The organism is Bacillus sp. LR_5, assembly GCF_042709275.1.
Genome location: NZ_JAVAXX010000060.1, coordinates 1 through 14,549, shown reverse-complemented (window position 1 = coordinate 14,549; position 14,549 = coordinate 1). Strand labels below are relative to the sequence as shown.

The window sequence follows — 14,549 nt, the reverse complement described above, 5'->3', positions numbered from 1 at the left end:
TGCGGGAGAGATTGATTCTCTCCCGTTTTTTTATTTAAAGCGGCTTTTCCAGCCTGGTTTGGTGTTTTGTGATGTCCATTTTCATCTGCCGATAGGCGAACGCTAAAAATGGCAGGCCGAGCAGGGTGATGCCGCTCAGAACAGAAAAAATAAAAATCGGCCGGCCAGCGCCAAATAGGTCTATACATATACCCCCGATCCAGGGGCCGATGACGTTTCCGAGCTGTGAAAAACCGATTGCCCCGAAATAAGTGCCTTTTAATCCTGGTTTTGCAATCTGGTCTACAAACAAATCCATCATAGAGAATAAAAGCACTTCGCCGATTGTAAATGTGACCACAATCATCACAAGTGACGAAACACCGTGTGATATGGTGAAAATGGCCATGCTGATACTAACCATCACATTACCGAGCATCAGGGAGCAAAGCGGCGAAAAACGTTTTGCAAAATGGACGATGGGAAATTGCGTCGCCAACACAACGATTGCGTTTAATGTCAGCATCAACCCATACAGCTTCGTTCCATTGCTGATCAAGGGGTTCTGCGCCATATACTGCGGGAATGTGGAACTGAATTGTGAGTAGCCGAAGGTGCATAGCGTAATGCCGACCAAAGCAATTGTAAAAAGATGATCCTTTTGCGTCACCATAAACGCTTCCCGCACGCTCATATTTCGGGGTTGGTCTGATGCTGACGATGATGGATGTTTTTTAAATTGGATGGCAAGCACGAGTCCGTATAGTCCGTAAATGACTGCAGGCACCAAAAAGGGTGCGGTCGATTGCGATGAGCCGAAATACAGGCCGAGCACCGGTCCGAAGACAACGCCGATATTAATAGCTGCATAGCGTAAATTAAAAACAAGCAGTCTCGTTTTTTCTTCGGTCATATCAGACAGCAAGGCCTTTGAAGCGGGCTCGAACAGTGATTTGCAAAGTCCGTTTAATGCGTTTACCACAAAAAATACCCAGAGATGAGATGCCGCCGCAAATCCTGCAAATACCAGCATCCAGCCGAAAATGGACACGAGCATCATGTTTTTTCTGCCGAATTTGTCTGAGATATATCCGCCGTAAAAGCTTGCAAGGATGCCGACTGATGAGCTTGCGGCGATGACCAGCCCTGCATAGGAAGCAGATGCGCCTTGGACGGCTGTTAAATAAATCGCTAAAAAAGGAATGCTCATCGATGTTGCCATTCTGCCGAAAATGGTTCCGATGATAATTGTCCAGCTGATGGGGTGGATATCTTTCCATTTCTTCATGAATCGTATTCTCTCCTGTATGTAAGAATCTTTTTCTATCATATATGAAAAAATTTCCTTCTCCAATGGGGAATTCAAAATATTTCGTTATTGACATTTACTACAAAACATGTCTGATTGTAGGATTGCAATATACCATGTGTGGAGGATACCCGGGGCTGACGGAGTTTACATCGTTGAAATTGAGGTTAAAGCATTCGGGAAGGAAAATGACGATATGTCCGGCGCTTATGTCTGTGGTGAAAGCACAATATTAATTGATGCTTGAATGCCGGGCGTTTTAAAGCGATTCGGCAGAACATGGAAGCAAACGGAAGTCCGTTTGAAACATTACAGGCAGTGATTTAACCCATCAGGATGTGGATCAAGTTTCGGAAATGCTCTGTGATGCCGGACATGAGGTCAAAATTTACACTGAAAGCCGACATTAGCCGCAGAACAGCAGAAGGGGCCGTGTCTCTTCTAAATGATGACACGCTTGAGAATAGACAGTTTTGAGGGGCTGTACGTTTCTTTTTTTATGGCCTGCGTTTAAGAGAACAGCCCTTGGTTTGTGACATAGTCATAAATGATATCTTCTATATGCGCATGCAGATCCTCATCGGGTTCTTCATCCCGTCTCTCTTCTAAGGCTGCTTTCAGGCTTTGTTTTTCATATGGGCTTAACGGATCTATGGCAACATTTCTGCCGTATTGACGCAGTGCCTGTCCCATCATTTTTTCGACAAATTTCTCCATCATGACTCTCCTATCTTTGTGCTTCGCTTTTATTCTACTAAATGTTTTTCTTCTCTCAAACCCTTGGATCATATTTTCTGTCAGACAAGAATGATTTACCAGTATAAAACGAACATACTTTCTCATATAATAGAAAAACGAACATAAGTTCTTTTTAGAGGTGTGTATGATGAAAGAAAAAGTGATTTTTCTCGTTGACATGCAATCGTTTTATGCATCTGTAGAGAAAGCGGAAAATCCACATTTGAAAAATAGGCCTGTCATTGTTTCGGGTGACCCTGAAAAAAGGGGCGGAGTCGTATTGGCTGCCTGCCCGCTGGCGAAACAAAAGGGTGTGGCGAATGCTTCACGGCTGTGGGAGGCGCAGGAAAAGTGCCCTGAAGCTGTTGTGCTCCGGCCCCGTATGCAGCGGTATATTGATGTATCACTGCAAATTACGGCCATTTTAGAGGAGTATACAGACCTTGTAGAGCCGTATTCCATCGATGAACAGTTCATGGACATTACAGGCAGCCAGAAGCTGTTTGGGACGCCGGAAGAGATCGCAAACAGCATTCAGGGCAGAATCATGCGGGAGATCGGCATTTATGCGCGGGTCGGAATCGGTCCTAATAAAGCGCTAGCCAAAATCGCGTGCGACAATTTTGCCAAAAAGAATAAGAACGGTATTTTTACCTTAACGAAAGAAAATATGAAAACCGAAATGTGGCCGCTTCCGGTGGGCAGCATGTTTGGCGTTGGGAGCCGCATGAAGCATCATTTAAACCGGATGGGCATCAGCACGATCGGCGGGCTTGCGGCTTTTCCGCTCGATCTTTTAAAAAAGAAATGGGGCATTAACGGCCATGTGCTGTGGATGACGGCGAACGGGATCGACTATTCTCCTGTGTCAACTTCATCTCTGGACGGACAAAAGGCGATTGGCCATGGAATGACTCTCCCGAAAGACTACGAACACTTTGACAAAGAAATCAAAGTCGTGCTGCTGGAACTGAGTGAAGAGGTGTGCAGGCGAAGCCGAAACGCTGGGGTAATGGGGCAGACGGTGTCAGTGAGCTGCCGGGGTGCTGATTTTGATTGGCCAACGGGCTTCAACCGGCAAGTGAAGCTGGCGGAGCCGACGAATTCTACCCAGGATGTATATGAGGCTGTATGCCGGCTGTTTCTTACGTTTTGGGACGGGAAGCCTGTCCGCCGCCTCGGGGTCAATCTGTCTCAGCTCTCATCTGATGACATATGGCAGCTCAATTTATTTCAGGATTATGCAAAGAAAATGAGCCTTGGCTATGTGATGGACGGCATTAAAAACCGGTTCGGCGACACAGCCATCATCAGGGCGGCGTCACTGACAGCGGCAGGCCAGGCATTTGAACGTGCGGCTAAAATAGGAGGGCACTATAAATGAATGACCATTTAAAAAGAGGCAACCTGCTGTGGGAAGGGAGCAGGATGTTTCTGCCGGAACATAAACAAAGCCTGCTTGAGAGAAAGCGCCATAAACAGAAGCTGCAAAAGCCGATCCTTGATCCTGATAAGCTGGAGGAAATGAATCAAACGCTTTGCACCGCGATGGAGTTTGCTCAGAATGTCACTGTCAGCTGCTTTCAGGACGGTGAAATTGTCCGCTGCACCGGGAAAATCTGCCGTTATGAAGAGTTTGAAAAAACAGTATGGATAAAAGGAGACGAGGATCAGCTTTATAAGCTGAAACTTAATCAGGTGCTTGATATTGTGCTGTAACGTTTCTCCCTCCTGCATTGGGGGGAGAAATATGTGTAAAAATACCAAACATTGTTCCCTCGGCAATCTGGAAACGTATGATACAGGAAAGAAGGCATTTACAATTCCAGTCAGGCAAAATATAATTTTTATATTGTGAGAAAAAAAGAGCTGACATTCGTTTTGCCAGACGGAGGGAGATCAAATCGTAATGGATATTCGAACAATCACGTCTTCAGATTATGAAATGGTAACGTCTGTAATGAATGAATGGTGGGGCGGCAGACAGCTGAAAGAAAAATTGCCGAGACTATTTTTTGAGCATTTTCAGGACACAAGCTTTATTACATCTGAAGATAACAGCATGACCGGATTTTTAATCGGGTTTCAATCGCAATCGGATCCTGAAACGGCATACATCCATTTTTCCGGTGTGCATCCGGATTTCAGAAAAATGCAAATTGGAAAACAATTATACGATATCTTTATTGAAACGGTAAAACAAAGAGGCTGCACCCGGGTAAAATGCGTCACTTCACCTGTGAATAAGGTATCAATTGCGTATCACACAAAATTGGGATTTGACATTGAAAAGGGCACCAAAACGGTAAATGGCATCTCAGTGTTTGCAAACTACGATGGCCCGGGCCAAGATAAGGTACTGTTTGTCAAAAACATATGAGGAGGAAATATGATGGATTTTTTATCAAAAACACCTGAGCCACCTTACTATGCAGTCATTTTTTCATCTGTCAAAAGCGAAAATGACATAGGATATGGAGAAACAGCGGAGCGGATGGTATCGCTTGCGGCGGATCAGCCGGGATTTTTAGGCGTCGAAAGTGTTCGTGAAGCGGATGGAAGGGGCATAACTGTTTCCTACTGGGACAGTATCGACGCCATTAACCACTGGAAGCATCACAATGAACATCAAGCGGCAAAAGAAAAAGGAAAAAGCGTTTGGTACGAGTTGTATGCAGTCCGCATCGCAAAAGTCGAGAGGCAGCGGCTGTTTTCAGGAGAAGAGAAATGATTGAATTTCTTGAGCATAAGGGAGACATCACAGCGCGTGAGATTATTGCCGTGCAGCAGCCCGCGTACATAAAAGAAGCGGAGCTTATCGGTTTTGACGGTATTCCTGCCTTACAAGAGAAGCCGAAGGATATTCAAGCATCTCATGAACAGTTTGCGGGATATCGGAAAGACGGCAAACTGATCGGTGTCATTTCATATGAGATAAACATGCATCATCTCACCATTTGCAGGCTTGTGGTGCATCCTAGCGGTTTCAGAAAAGGGATTGGACGAGCACTTCTGCAATTTGTCATCGATCAAAACGAAGACGCTGAGAAAATCGAAGTAGTCACAGCTGAGAAAAATACACCGGCCGTATCGCTCTATACACAGGCGGGATTTCAAAAGGCAGAAACCGTCAAAGCCGCGGAGGGTCTATTGCTGTCTGTCTTTCATTTGTATCCGGAACGAAAAGTTGAAGTCGTTCTCTACAATGAAAAATGGACGGAATGTTTCGATGAAGAAAAAGAACGGCTGAAGCTTGTGTTCGGACCGGAGATCATTGCTGTTCATCATATCGGAAGCACATCAATCCCTAACATGGCAGCAAAGCCAATCATTGATATATTAATTGAAGTCAGAAGCATTGAAGCGGTGAGCCAATATGATACACAAATGAAGGCTATCGGCTATACACCGAGAGGAGAAAACGGCATAGCTGGCAGACGTTATTTCCAAAAGGGCGGAAATAAACGCACTCATCATGTCCATATGTACGAAAAGGGAAACCCTGCTATTGAAAGGCACCTGTTATTCAGAGATTATCTCAGAGCTCATCCAGAAATAGCGGAAGAATATGCCGTTCTCAAAAAACAGCTAGCTGCCCAGCATCCGGACTGCATCAATCTATACATACAAGGGAAAGATGATTGGATCAAGACTGCAGAAGAAAATGCAAAGCGATGGAAAGAAGGCAGAAACAATGCGAATGGAAGCGTTGTATGCTACAATTGCGAAAATGATGAAAACGGGGGTCTCACCTTATGAACATACATGTGACAGATGCAGCAAAACAGGCACTGCAGCAGGCGTTTGACGCCAACCCGGGAAAAAAAGCCCAGCTTCGTTACGATGCAGAAGGATGCGGCTGTGCGGTAAGCGGTGTACCGACAATCTGGCTGGCTGAAGAATTAACGGGACAGTGCGAGCAGCTGGAAACGAATGGCATCCCGCTGTATATCCAATCATCGCAGAAAGTGTTTTTTGACGATCAAATGACGATCGATTACAATGAAAAAGCCAAAACACTGGCGCTGAAAAGCCCAGCTGAAATGCTCAGCCCCAGAATGAGCATATTAGTAAAGTAGGGAGACACGAAACGTGGAACAAAAGCTGAAGGCAATGAAGAACACAGCACAAAATAAAACGTGGGTATCCTTCCTAAATCAAAACCATCCCTATACTTTGCTCCACTGGTCAATTGGAGGAGCAGAATCCGTCAAAAAAGATGTTTGGCTATTGCAGGATGAAATGACATTCGAAACGCAGGAGTTTACAACGATAGATCTTGCGATTGAATGGATCAGAGAAAATATGGATGGCATTACCGACGTTTTGTGAAATAAAAAAGCGAAGAGCCCGAAGAGGCCTTTCGCTTTTTTATTATGGACAGAAAACCCCGGGCTAGGTCTAAGGTTCCGAGTAGCTTCCAGCGTGGTGCTAGCGATGTTTGCTTAGCCAACCAAAATATCTGCCGTAGGAGTTGTGAAAGAAAAGTTATCGAGATTATCGAAGTAACAGCGTGCAAAGCCACATCCATATGTTCATGGGCACTCTGCCAAAAGAAGAAAAATCATTGGAGTGTCGTAAAAAACTAAGAGGGTTTTGACGTTATAGAGGAAGGAGTGAGAGTTATGGCTCACTCTTTTTTGTTTAATTGTCAACAACTTCATAGTGGGAAACACTAAGTGTTACGGGCTGTTATGGTTATTCGTTGACATTATGACAACACTTCTATATCATTATACCGTCTTAGTCTTTAGGCTGATAGATTGATAAGTTTTTAGTGTGAAAGGAGAACAGGATTGTGGAGGAACAAAAGAAAAATCAGCTAGGAGCGCTGCTGAAAGAGCATTTACGAAAAAGGTCTTTATCATTAAGGGAATTGAGCGAACGCACACAAATTGATAAAGCGACCATTTCGAGAATCATCAATGGCAAAAGAAAAGCAAACCTGAACCATTTACAAAGGTTTTCAGACAGTCTTGGCGTTTCTTTTGATGAGCTGATGACGGCTGCAGGCTATACAATGGAGAAGAAGCAGGACAACGACCGTCCGGATATTCACTCATCAATTGACGAAATTGAAGACGTTTTGCAAACCTCAAATGTCTATGACCGGTCTTTTACGATGGAAGAGCTGAAAAGCAAATTGACTGAGTACCAGCAATATTCTCAGACAGAGGAAGGGAAACGTACGATTCAGGACGAGTTTGAACATAAAGTCGAGAAAGTCAGCGGCATCGGTCCTTTCCTGACCCGTTTGCAAGACATGTATTTCAGATTTACTACGGGTCGCGGGACGCCGCGTGAAATGCTGCTGATAGGCGGTGCTTTGCTGTATTTCATTGCTCCTGTTGATGTTATACCGGATTATATTTTTCCGATTGGCTATATCGATGACGCCGCAGCGATTCAACTCGTCTTCAACCAATTGTCACCTAAATCATAATGGAGCATGTTAAAGATGAAACAAAAACAAACCAACATTGACATCAGTCTTCTGCTCATTTTATTTAGTCTGTTTTGTATCAGTTTACTGGCTGTTTACAGCGGATCGGGGCAGTATGAAACACAGGACCCTTTTTATTTTGCCAAACGGCAGGTCATTTGGTATCTTGTCGGGTTTGGCATAATGGCAGGAACAGCTTATATCGATTACGAGCTGCTCGAACGATTGGCGCTCAGGTTATTTGTAGGAACTGTTTTTCTCCTCATTCTCGTTCATTTTTTTGGAACGTATAAAAATGGTTCACAAAGGTGGATAAGCTTCGGGGTGTTAGAAATCCAGCCTACAGAATTTATGAAGATTATTTTGATTCTTCTGTTGGCTTCGGTGCTCAATCAATATCAGCATAAAAGGTTCTCCTTCACAGAGAGTATCATTCCGACTTGTAAAATCATGGTGTACACAATGATTCCGTTTTTCTTCATATTGATTCAGCCTGATTTAGGCTCTGCATTGGTGATTTTGTCGATTGCATTCACGTTAATGCTGGTCTCGGGGATTTCGGGCAGAATGATCATGTCCCTGTCACTTGGATTCATAGCATTAATCGCCTTTTTGACGTTTTTGCACAATTATTACTTTGAGATGTTTTCAAAGATCATTAAACCTCATCAGCTTGACAGGATATACGGCTGGCTCAGCCCTCATGAACATGCATCTACATATGGATACCAGCTGACGCAGTCGTTATTGGCGATAGGATCGGGTCAGCTGACAGGAAGCGGCTTTACCCATGGAGTCCAAGTTCAAGGAGGGAAAATTCCGGAGGCTCATACCGATTTTATATTCGCTGTGATTGGTGAAGAGTTCGGTTTTTTGGGTGCCGTAACATTAATCTGTCTGTATTTTCTGATGATCTACAGAATTATTAGGATTGCAATGCGATCCAACAGTCTGTTCGGTGTTTATATATCTGCGGGGGTTGCAGGTTTAATTATATTCCAAGTGTTTCAAAATATTGGGATGACAATCGGATTAATGCCGGTGACAGGGCTCGCTCTTCCGTTTATCAGCTATGGCGGCAGTGCGCTGTTGACCAATATGATTGCTTTAGGTCTCGTTTTCAGTGTGAATATCAGATCTAAGCAGTATATGTTCGGCTGGGGGTGGGATTGAAGGTGCTTAGGGTGATTCTTTCCCATCTAAAAAAGCTTGATTATGTTTTGATCGCATCGGTTCTGTTTTTATCTTCGCTTGGTTTGCTGATGGTTTACAGCGCCGGCTACCCCCTCGGATATATAAAGTACGGTAATGGCAGCTATTTTTTTGTGAAGCAGCTGCAATGGCTGCTCATCGGTTTGACCTTTTTTTCGGCTGCCGTCTTTTTCCATTACAAAGCTTACGGCAAACTCATCCGGTTTTTAGTGAAGCTTTCTTTTTTGATGCTGATTCTCGTTTTGTTGCCGGGGATTGGGGTGGAGAAAAACAATTCTCAAAGGTGGATTCATTTCGGTTCGCTCATCATTCAGCCGTCTGAGGCCGTGAAGCTTGTGATGGTTATTTATTTTGCTTACGTGTATGCAAAAAAGCAGAGATACATTGCCAATTTCGGAAAGGGCGTCATGCCCCCGCTGCTCATTTTGGCGGCCGTGTTCTTTCTAATCTTAAAACAGCCGGACTTGGGCACCGCCGTTTCGATCCTATTAAGCTGCGGAGCTGTTCTGCTGTGCGCCGGCATCAGAAAACGGCATTTATTGCTTCTCGGGACAATGGCCGGGGCCGGCATCGCATATTTTGCTATGACGGCGCCGTACCGGTTAAGAAGGCTGACATCGTTCAGGGATCCTTTTCAGGATGAAAACGGAGACGGCTACCAGTTAATCAATTCCTACCTTGCCATCGATTCGGGCGGGTTCTGGGGAAATGGATTGGGGAACAGCGTTCAAAAGCTGGGATTTCTTCCTGAAGCCCATACGGACTTTATTATGGCGGTCATTACCGAGGAACTCGGCGGGGCCGGGCTCTTGATGATCATCGGGGCTTACCTGTTAATGATGTTCAGAGGCGTGCGGATCGCTGTGCAAATCAATGATCCGTTTGGAAAGCTGCTGGCGATCGGCCTTACCTTCCAGATCATGATTCAAGCGTTATTTAACCTTGGCGCTGTTTTAGGCCTTCTCCCTATTACCGGAATTCCTCTTCCGTTTGTCAGTTATGGCGGTTCTTCGTTAATGTTCATGCTGATTTCAGCCGGGATATTGGTCAACATCTCCTCACACGTTAAGCGAAGTAAAAAAAGTGAGGCCTATCTTTTATAGAAGGCCTCATTTTTTGTTGAAAAACTAGGTAGGGCCTAAGACTTGGGCATTTTTATTTTGTCTAAAAATTCCTGCACCGTTTTTCGGTATGTGTCCCGGTTTTTCGTATACGACATGGCGTGTTCACCGTTATCGGCAATATACAGTGCCTTCGGTCCGGGTTTCTTTTCATAAAGCCGCTCGGTTGAAGAAACGGGAATATAGTCATCATCCTTACTGTGAATAAAGAGGATCGGTTTTTTGATTTTTTCAATGACAGCAAGCGGAGATACTTCGCGTGCGCGATAGCCGCCCCTCAGCTTCAAAAAGAAGTCGGCGATGGGGAGCAGCGGCCAAGACGGGAGCCTGTATTCCGTTTTTAGCCGATAGGCAAGCTGTTCATCAAAACGTGCGAAGGGGCAATCGGCAATATAAAAATCAGCGCCATCATCATGGTGTTCACCAGCGTAAAGCAGGGCAGTCGCAGCTCCCATTGATTCACCGTGAACTCCAATCAATCCGCGATGGCCTGTTTTATTCTTGGCCCAGCTGACAACCTCGCTGAGATCATCCTTTTCATAAAACCCGTAGCTAGTCGTCTTTCCGCCGCTTTGTCCGTGTCGGCGATGGTCATAAACAATCACATTCCAGCCGAGATCAAGAAATAAATGCATATATTTAAGAGAATTCAGCACATTCATCGTCACCCCGTGGCAGATAATGATGGTGTTTGGTGTGTCATGTGGTGCGACATGGTAGCCTTTTATATCATACCCGTAAGCGGATGGTATTACAAAAGCGGTTTTCTTCATTCGTTCAAAGGATTCAAACACATCATGTCCGTCGTCTGTCTCTCTTTTGATAATGTCTTCATCTGTCTTTTTCTTGATAAAGAGAATGATATTTGAAAAAACAATTCCGATTGCGATAACAGCGGTTAAGAGAGCGCCAATGGCCAAAAGGATTTTCTTCAAAAGTCACAGCACCTTTCAACTAAATACAGGAAATTTATACTTGAAATCATTATACCTAAACAGTGCTGTGCTGATCAAAAAAGTTTTCAGAAGAGAGTCCGCTTGTTCGGTCTATATGCTCCGTGATAAACTGGCTTCAAAGTAAAACATGGGGGAAGCGTACATGAAAAAACAAAAATCCACTGACAAACATCAGTTAAAAGACGACCTTCAATCCGACATCAAAGCAAAGCTTATGGAGATGAAGAGCCAATTGAAGGAAGAGGATGAAAAGAGGCAAGAAAGAGAAAAAGCAGAACAGATCAGAAAGAAAAAAGAGATTGAAAAAAACAAAAGCTTTGAAGAGCTCCTTAATGAAAGCCAAATAGATTGGCATCAATATAAATAAACCAGCACCTGTATGGGTGCTGGTTTTTCTGTTATGAGCGGTGTGCTTCGTAAACGTCTTGTTTCGTATGAGATTGGAGCGCTTTGATTTCTTCTTCGCTTAAACGCCGTGCGTTTGCAGCCTGAACGTTTTCCCGTAACTGCTCAATCTTACTGGCGCCTGTAATGACTGAGGTGACAGCCGGTTGTGCTAACAGATATTGCAGCGACTTTTCTGTCACGGACAGATCGGGCGCGACATTCTCGATCGCTTTGCGGGCATTTGTCAATTCCTCAAACGAATAGGATAAGTACCCGTTTTGTTTGATGCTGTCCGCCACTTGTTTAAGCGGTTTTTCAGTTAAGAGCCCTTTGGCAACCGGACCTCTGGCGACTACGCTGATTTGATGTTCCTCTAAAAACGGAAGCCATTCCTCGGGGCGTCTGTCAAACAGGCTGAACTGCATCATAATACTGACGATGTTTGATTTTTTCACATATTCTTTTATCACATTTGGGCGGATGGAAGAAATACCGTAGTAACGGATCACACCTTCTTGTTTTAATTCCTCAAACGCTTCGATCGTTTCATCAATGTTGTCCTCTATCGTGCCGCCGTGAAGCTGATAAAGGTCGATATAATCCGTTTTCAGCCGTGCAAGACTCTTTTTTACGGCTTCTTTTATGTAAGCTTTTGAAGGGTCCCAATACCAGCCTTCGCTTTCGTCATTCCAGCGGTTTCCCGCTTTCGTTGCCAAAATAATATCTTGGCGTCTGTTTTGGATCGCATCACCGACGATTTCTTCGTTGCGTCCGCGGTCATACAAATCCGCTGTGTCCAAATAGTTGATGCCAAGCTCGATCGCTTCATCCAGGATGGACAAGGCTTTGTTTTTTTCAGTTCCAAGAGACATACAGCCGAGCCCGACTTCGCTTATTTCTAAATCAGATGTACCCAGTTTGCGCTTTTTCATGTGCACACTCCTTTTTTAGGCTTTGTATTGACCGTAATATAAAGGAGCTAAAGTTTCAACTTTTACGGCTTAGAGACCCAATCCTTCACATATTGGAATGTGCGTCCGTACTCCTTTAACTTCGCCCGAATCTCCCATGCTTTTCCGACTAAGACAACACCTTTTGGCATGCGGTGCACTTTCACGAAGAAGCCCCCTTTTTTCTAGTATGATAAAATGTATGGGGCATCATATAGAGACAGAACGGGAGATGAAGAAATGAAATCATTAGAAGAAAAAACAATTGCCAAAAAACAGATCTTTTCAGGTAAAGTCATTGATCTTTATGTAGAGGACGTTGAGCTGCCAAACGGGAAAACGAGTAAACGTGAAATTGTGAAACACCCTGGAGCTGTAGCCATATTAGCTGTCACAGATGAAGGGAAAATCATCATGGTGAAACAATTCCGCAAGCCGCTTGAGCGGACGATCGTTGAAATTCCTGCCGGAAAGCTTGAAAAAGGGGAGGAGCCGGAGTACACGGCACTTCGGGAGCTTGAAGAGGAAACGGGGTATACAGCGAAAAAACTGACAAAAATCACTGCGTTTTATACATCGCCCGGCTTTGCTGATGAAATAGTCCACGTGTTTCTTGCTGAAGAGCTTTCTGTACTCGAAGAAAAACGGGAGCTTGATGAGGACGAGTTTGTTGAAGTGATGGAGGTGACGCTTGAAGATGCGCTGAAGCTGGTTGAGTCGCGTGAAGTATATGATGCTAAAACAGCCTATGCGATTCAGTATCTTCAGCTGAAAGAAGCGCTCCAAGCACAAAAATGAAGAAGATTTACGCGGATTTGCACATTCATATCGGCCGGACCTTTACAGGAAGGGCTGTCAAAATAACAGGCGCCAAAACGCTAACGCTAGACCGAATTTTGGTTGAAGCCAGTGAACATAAAGGAATTGAACTTCTTGGTATTATCGACTGTCATTCTCCGGAAGTCATCCTAGAGCTTGAGGAAGGCATTTCATCTGGAAGATATCACGAGCTTGACGGCGGGGGGATTCGTTATCGCAGCACGACTCTTTTATTAGGAAGCGAACTGGAGATTTATGATGAAGCCTGCAGCGGGCCGATCCATGTGCTCGTCTTTATGCCGACGCTGGCTGATATGAAGCTGTTTTCAAACTGGCTGTCAGCGCGGCTGAAAAATATTCACTTAAGCTCACAACGGATTTATGAAACGGGCTTGAATCTGCAAAAAAAAGTGAAGGAAATGGGCGGGCTGTTTATCCCCGCCCATATCTTTACACCGCATAAAAGCTTATATGGAAAAGGGGTTAAATCAAGTTTAACCGAGGTTTTTGATCCCACTATGATAGATGCGGTGGAGCTCGGATTAAGCTGTGATACAGACATGGCTTCACACGTATCTGAGTTGAATCAGTATACTTTTTTAACAAATTCTGATGCACATTCGTTAGCCAAAATCGGCAGAGAATATAATGAACTATATGTACAGTCAGCTGATTTTACTGAATTTGCTCTTGCATTAAGGGGGCAGGGTGAAAGGACAATTACCGCAAATTACGGCTTGGACCCGCTATTGGGGAAATATTATCAGACGGCTTGCGAAGCGTGCGGAGAACCTGCTGTGAGCGGGGAAACGGCGTGCGCGAATTGCGGAAATGCCAGATTTACTAAGGGAGTCAGCGAAAGATTACGTGAATTGAGTGATCAGACTGAAGTTCGCGTCTCGCGTCCGCGATATGTTCATCAGATCCCGCTGCAATTTGTTCCGGGTGTCGGTCCGAAAACGCTGGACAAACTAAAAAAAGCCTTCGGAACAGAAATGGCTGTTCTTCATGAGGCTGCAGAAGAAGAGTTGGCTCGCGTTGTCCCGCCGAAAACCGCGGCTCTTATTGTAAAAGCGAGATCCGGAAAGCTGGAGTTGAAAGCCGGAGGAGGAGGAACCTACGGGAAAGTTAAACGGTGAGTTAAAGATTAACTAAGTTCCTCCTGTACTTTTCTTTTTGTCCGGATAAAGGTGATCAGCTGGATGATTTCGTCTTCACTCAGCGGCTTGCCATCAACAGAAATGTTAAAGTCAAGGCTGCTCCACGTGGTCAATTCAATGGTCTGAGGAGCAGTCTGCTTTTGTTTCTCGCGGCCCAAAAGTTCATCGCAGGTTGTGTCAAAGAGGTCAGCCAGCATGGCAAGTGCCTCAAGCGAAGGCCGGCGGTAGCCTGACTCGTAGCCGGCATATGTGCTTTTTGCGATACCCAGAAGGTCAGCTGTATATTGAAGCGACCAATTTTTCTTTTTTCTCAATTCAGTTAAACGATCTAGATTCATGAACTTCCGCTCCTTTTTCACCTTGAGCTGATTATATCATATAGGTATTAGGAAGTGTACGCGAATTGAATAATAATGTCTTGCGTATTTTATTTTCCGTGTCTATAATTGCATTAAAAGTATGCGAAAAGCGAATG

The 14,549-nt window shown here is 44.5% G+C and carries 18 protein-coding genes and 1 pseudogene; 13 read left to right on the top strand and 6 right to left on the bottom strand.

Translation table 11 applies throughout. From position 1 onward, the window contains the following. Nucleotides 1-34: 34 nt before the first annotated feature. Both RAC86_RS14625 and RAC86_RS14620 read right to left on the bottom strand, forming a co-directional pair. Nucleotides 35-1,267 carry an MDR family MFS transporter gene (locus tag RAC86_RS14625; protein ID WP_072566515.1) on the bottom strand — a complete coding sequence of 411 codons (1,233 nt, stop codon included), beginning with the start codon at nucleotides 1,265-1,267 and terminating at the stop codon, nucleotides 35-37. 531 nt (nucleotides 1,268-1,798) lie between these two features. Further along, nucleotides 1,799-2,005, bottom strand: a complete 207-nt coding sequence (locus RAC86_RS14620; RefSeq protein WP_061187593.1) for a YqzH family protein — start codon at nucleotides 2,003-2,005, stop codon at nucleotides 1,799-1,801. 166 nt (nucleotides 2,006-2,171) lie between these two features. Between RAC86_RS14620 and RAC86_RS14615 the strand changes: the two genes are divergently transcribed. The 10 genes and pseudogenes from RAC86_RS14615 to ftsW all read left to right on the top strand — a co-directional run bounded on the left by RAC86_RS14615 (nucleotide 2,172) and on the right by ftsW (nucleotide 9,784). After that, the gene (locus tag RAC86_RS14615) at nucleotides 2,172-3,410 is read left to right on the top strand and encodes a DNA polymerase IV (RefSeq protein ID WP_072566514.1); all 1,239 of its coding nucleotides are present in this window, start codon (nucleotides 2,172-2,174) and stop codon (nucleotides 3,408-3,410) included. Then, on the top strand, nucleotides 3,407-3,745 hold the full coding sequence (locus tag RAC86_RS14610) for a YolD-like family protein (protein WP_014114291.1): 339 nt from the start codon (nucleotides 3,407-3,409) through the stop codon (nucleotides 3,743-3,745). Before RAC86_RS14615 ends, RAC86_RS14610 begins: the two co-directional genes overlap by 4 nt. Before the next feature lie 190 nt (nucleotides 3,746-3,935). After that, on the top strand, nucleotides 3,936-4,406 hold the full coding sequence (locus tag RAC86_RS14605) for a GNAT family N-acetyltransferase (protein WP_072566513.1): 471 nt from the start codon (nucleotides 3,936-3,938) through the stop codon (nucleotides 4,404-4,406). A gap of 9 nt (nucleotides 4,407-4,415) precedes the next feature. Continuing rightward, nucleotides 4,416-4,761, top strand: a pseudogene (locus tag RAC86_RS14600) (antibiotic biosynthesis monooxygenase family protein). Then, nucleotides 4,754-5,785 carry a bifunctional GNAT family N-acetyltransferase/GrpB family protein gene (locus RAC86_RS14595; protein ID WP_072566511.1) on the top strand — a complete coding sequence of 344 codons (1,032 nt, stop codon included), beginning with the start codon at nucleotides 4,754-4,756 and terminating at the stop codon, nucleotides 5,783-5,785. The pseudogene RAC86_RS14600 and the gene RAC86_RS14595 overlap by 8 nt, the downstream one beginning before the upstream one ends. Beyond that, on the top strand, nucleotides 5,782-6,105 hold the full coding sequence (locus tag RAC86_RS14590; RefSeq protein ID WP_003226552.1) for an iron-sulfur cluster biosynthesis family protein: 324 nt from the start codon (nucleotides 5,782-5,784) through the stop codon (nucleotides 6,103-6,105). The genes RAC86_RS14595 and RAC86_RS14590 overlap by 4 nt, the downstream gene beginning before the upstream one ends. Before the next feature lie 13 nt (nucleotides 6,106-6,118). Then, the gene (locus tag RAC86_RS14585; RefSeq protein WP_003226554.1) at nucleotides 6,119-6,358 is read left to right on the top strand and encodes a YqkC family protein; all 240 of its coding nucleotides are present in this window, start codon (nucleotides 6,119-6,121) and stop codon (nucleotides 6,356-6,358) included. A gap of 466 nt (nucleotides 6,359-6,824) precedes the next feature. Further along, a complete protein-coding gene (locus RAC86_RS14580; protein ID WP_061187596.1) occupies nucleotides 6,825-7,469 on the top strand; it encodes a helix-turn-helix domain-containing protein in 645 nt (214 codons plus the stop codon). Nucleotides 7,470-7,484: 15 nt separating this feature from the next. Beyond that, a complete protein-coding gene (gene rodA / locus RAC86_RS14575; RefSeq protein WP_072566510.1) occupies nucleotides 7,485-8,642 on the top strand; it encodes a rod shape-determining protein RodA in 1,158 nt (385 codons plus the stop codon). Then, nucleotides 8,639-9,784, top strand: a complete 1,146-nt coding sequence (gene ftsW, locus RAC86_RS14570; RefSeq protein ID WP_072566509.1) for a putative lipid II flippase FtsW — start codon at nucleotides 8,639-8,641, stop codon at nucleotides 9,782-9,784. Before rodA ends, ftsW begins: the two co-directional genes overlap by 4 nt. 35 nt (nucleotides 9,785-9,819) lie before the next feature. On the opposite strand, the gene RAC86_RS14565 is transcribed toward ftsW, so the two are convergent. After that, a complete protein-coding gene (locus tag RAC86_RS14565) occupies nucleotides 9,820-10,737 on the bottom strand; it encodes an alpha/beta hydrolase (RefSeq protein ID WP_072566508.1) in 918 nt (305 codons plus the stop codon). 163 nt (nucleotides 10,738-10,900) lie between these two features. Between RAC86_RS14565 and RAC86_RS14560 the strand changes: the two genes are divergently transcribed. Further along, complete coding sequence (locus tag RAC86_RS14560; RefSeq protein WP_061187820.1) at nucleotides 10,901-11,125, top strand: YqkE family protein; 225 nt, start codon at nucleotides 10,901-10,903, stop codon at nucleotides 11,123-11,125. A gap of 31 nt (nucleotides 11,126-11,156) precedes the next feature. Here the strand turns inward: RAC86_RS14560 and RAC86_RS14555 are convergent, their stop codons facing one another. Together RAC86_RS14555 and mciZ are read right to left on the bottom strand one after the other, a co-directional pair. After that, nucleotides 11,157-12,077, bottom strand: a complete 921-nt coding sequence (locus RAC86_RS14555; RefSeq protein WP_072566507.1) for an aldo/keto reductase — start codon at nucleotides 12,075-12,077, stop codon at nucleotides 11,157-11,159. A 62-nt stretch (nucleotides 12,078-12,139) separates the two neighbouring features. Beyond that, nucleotides 12,140-12,262, bottom strand: a complete 123-nt coding sequence (gene mciZ, locus RAC86_RS14550) for a Z-ring formation inhibitor MciZ (protein WP_014114281.1) — start codon at nucleotides 12,260-12,262, stop codon at nucleotides 12,140-12,142. 73 nt (nucleotides 12,263-12,335) lie between these two features. Between mciZ and nudF the strand changes: the two genes are divergently transcribed. Both nudF and RAC86_RS14540 read left to right on the top strand, forming a co-directional pair. After that, on the top strand, nucleotides 12,336-12,893 hold the full coding sequence (gene nudF, locus RAC86_RS14545) for an ADP-ribose pyrophosphatase (RefSeq protein ID WP_072566506.1): 558 nt from the start codon (nucleotides 12,336-12,338) through the stop codon (nucleotides 12,891-12,893). Then, on the top strand, nucleotides 12,890-14,053 hold the full coding sequence (locus RAC86_RS14540) for a TIGR00375 family protein (RefSeq protein ID WP_061187603.1): 1,164 nt from the start codon (nucleotides 12,890-12,892) through the stop codon (nucleotides 14,051-14,053). The genes nudF and RAC86_RS14540 overlap by 4 nt, the downstream gene beginning before the upstream one ends. Before the next feature lie 8 nt (nucleotides 14,054-14,061). Here RAC86_RS14540 and ansR read toward each other — a convergent pair whose 3' ends face one another. After that, the gene (gene ansR, locus RAC86_RS14535) at nucleotides 14,062-14,412 is read right to left on the bottom strand and encodes an HTH-type transcriptional regulator AnsR (RefSeq protein WP_014114278.1); all 351 of its coding nucleotides are present in this window, start codon (nucleotides 14,410-14,412) and stop codon (nucleotides 14,062-14,064) included. Nucleotides 14,413-14,549 lie beyond the last annotated feature (137 nt).

Bases quoted from the DNA above. Each gene is read 5' to 3' on its own strand.
- RAC86_RS14625 (WP_072566515.1), bottom strand. From the start codon at position 1,267: ATGAAGAAATGGAAAGATATCCACCCCATCAGCTGGACAATTATCATC.
- RAC86_RS14620 (WP_061187593.1), bottom strand. From the start codon at position 2,005: ATGGAGAAATTTGTCGAAAAAATGATGGGACAGGCACTGCGTCAATAC.
- RAC86_RS14615 (WP_072566514.1), top strand. From the start codon at position 2,172: ATGATGAAAGAAAAAGTGATTTTTCTCGTTGACATGCAATCGTTTTAT.
- RAC86_RS14610 (WP_014114291.1), top strand. From the start codon at position 3,407: ATGAATGACCATTTAAAAAGAGGCAACCTGCTGTGGGAAGGGAGCAGG.
- RAC86_RS14605 (WP_072566513.1), top strand. From the start codon at position 3,936: ATGGATATTCGAACAATCACGTCTTCAGATTATGAAATGGTAACGTCT.
- RAC86_RS14595 (WP_072566511.1), top strand. From the start codon at position 4,754: ATGATTGAATTTCTTGAGCATAAGGGAGACATCACAGCGCGTGAGATT.
- RAC86_RS14590 (WP_003226552.1), top strand. From the start codon at position 5,782: ATGAACATACATGTGACAGATGCAGCAAAACAGGCACTGCAGCAGGCG.
- rodA (WP_072566510.1), top strand. From the start codon at position 7,485: ATGAAACAAAAACAAACCAACATTGACATCAGTCTTCTGCTCATTTTA.
- RAC86_RS14560 (WP_061187820.1), top strand. From the start codon at position 10,901: ATGAAAAAACAAAAATCCACTGACAAACATCAGTTAAAAGACGACCTT.
- RAC86_RS14555 (WP_072566507.1), bottom strand. From the start codon at position 12,077: ATGAAAAAGCGCAAACTGGGTACATCTGATTTAGAAATAAGCGAAGTC.
- nudF (WP_072566506.1), top strand. From the start codon at position 12,336: ATGAAATCATTAGAAGAAAAAACAATTGCCAAAAAACAGATCTTTTCA.
- RAC86_RS14540 (WP_061187603.1), top strand. From the start codon at position 12,890: ATGAAGAAGATTTACGCGGATTTGCACATTCATATCGGCCGGACCTTT.
- ansR (WP_014114278.1), bottom strand. From the start codon at position 14,412: ATGAATCTAGATCGTTTAACTGAATTGAGAAAAAAGAAAAATTGGTCG.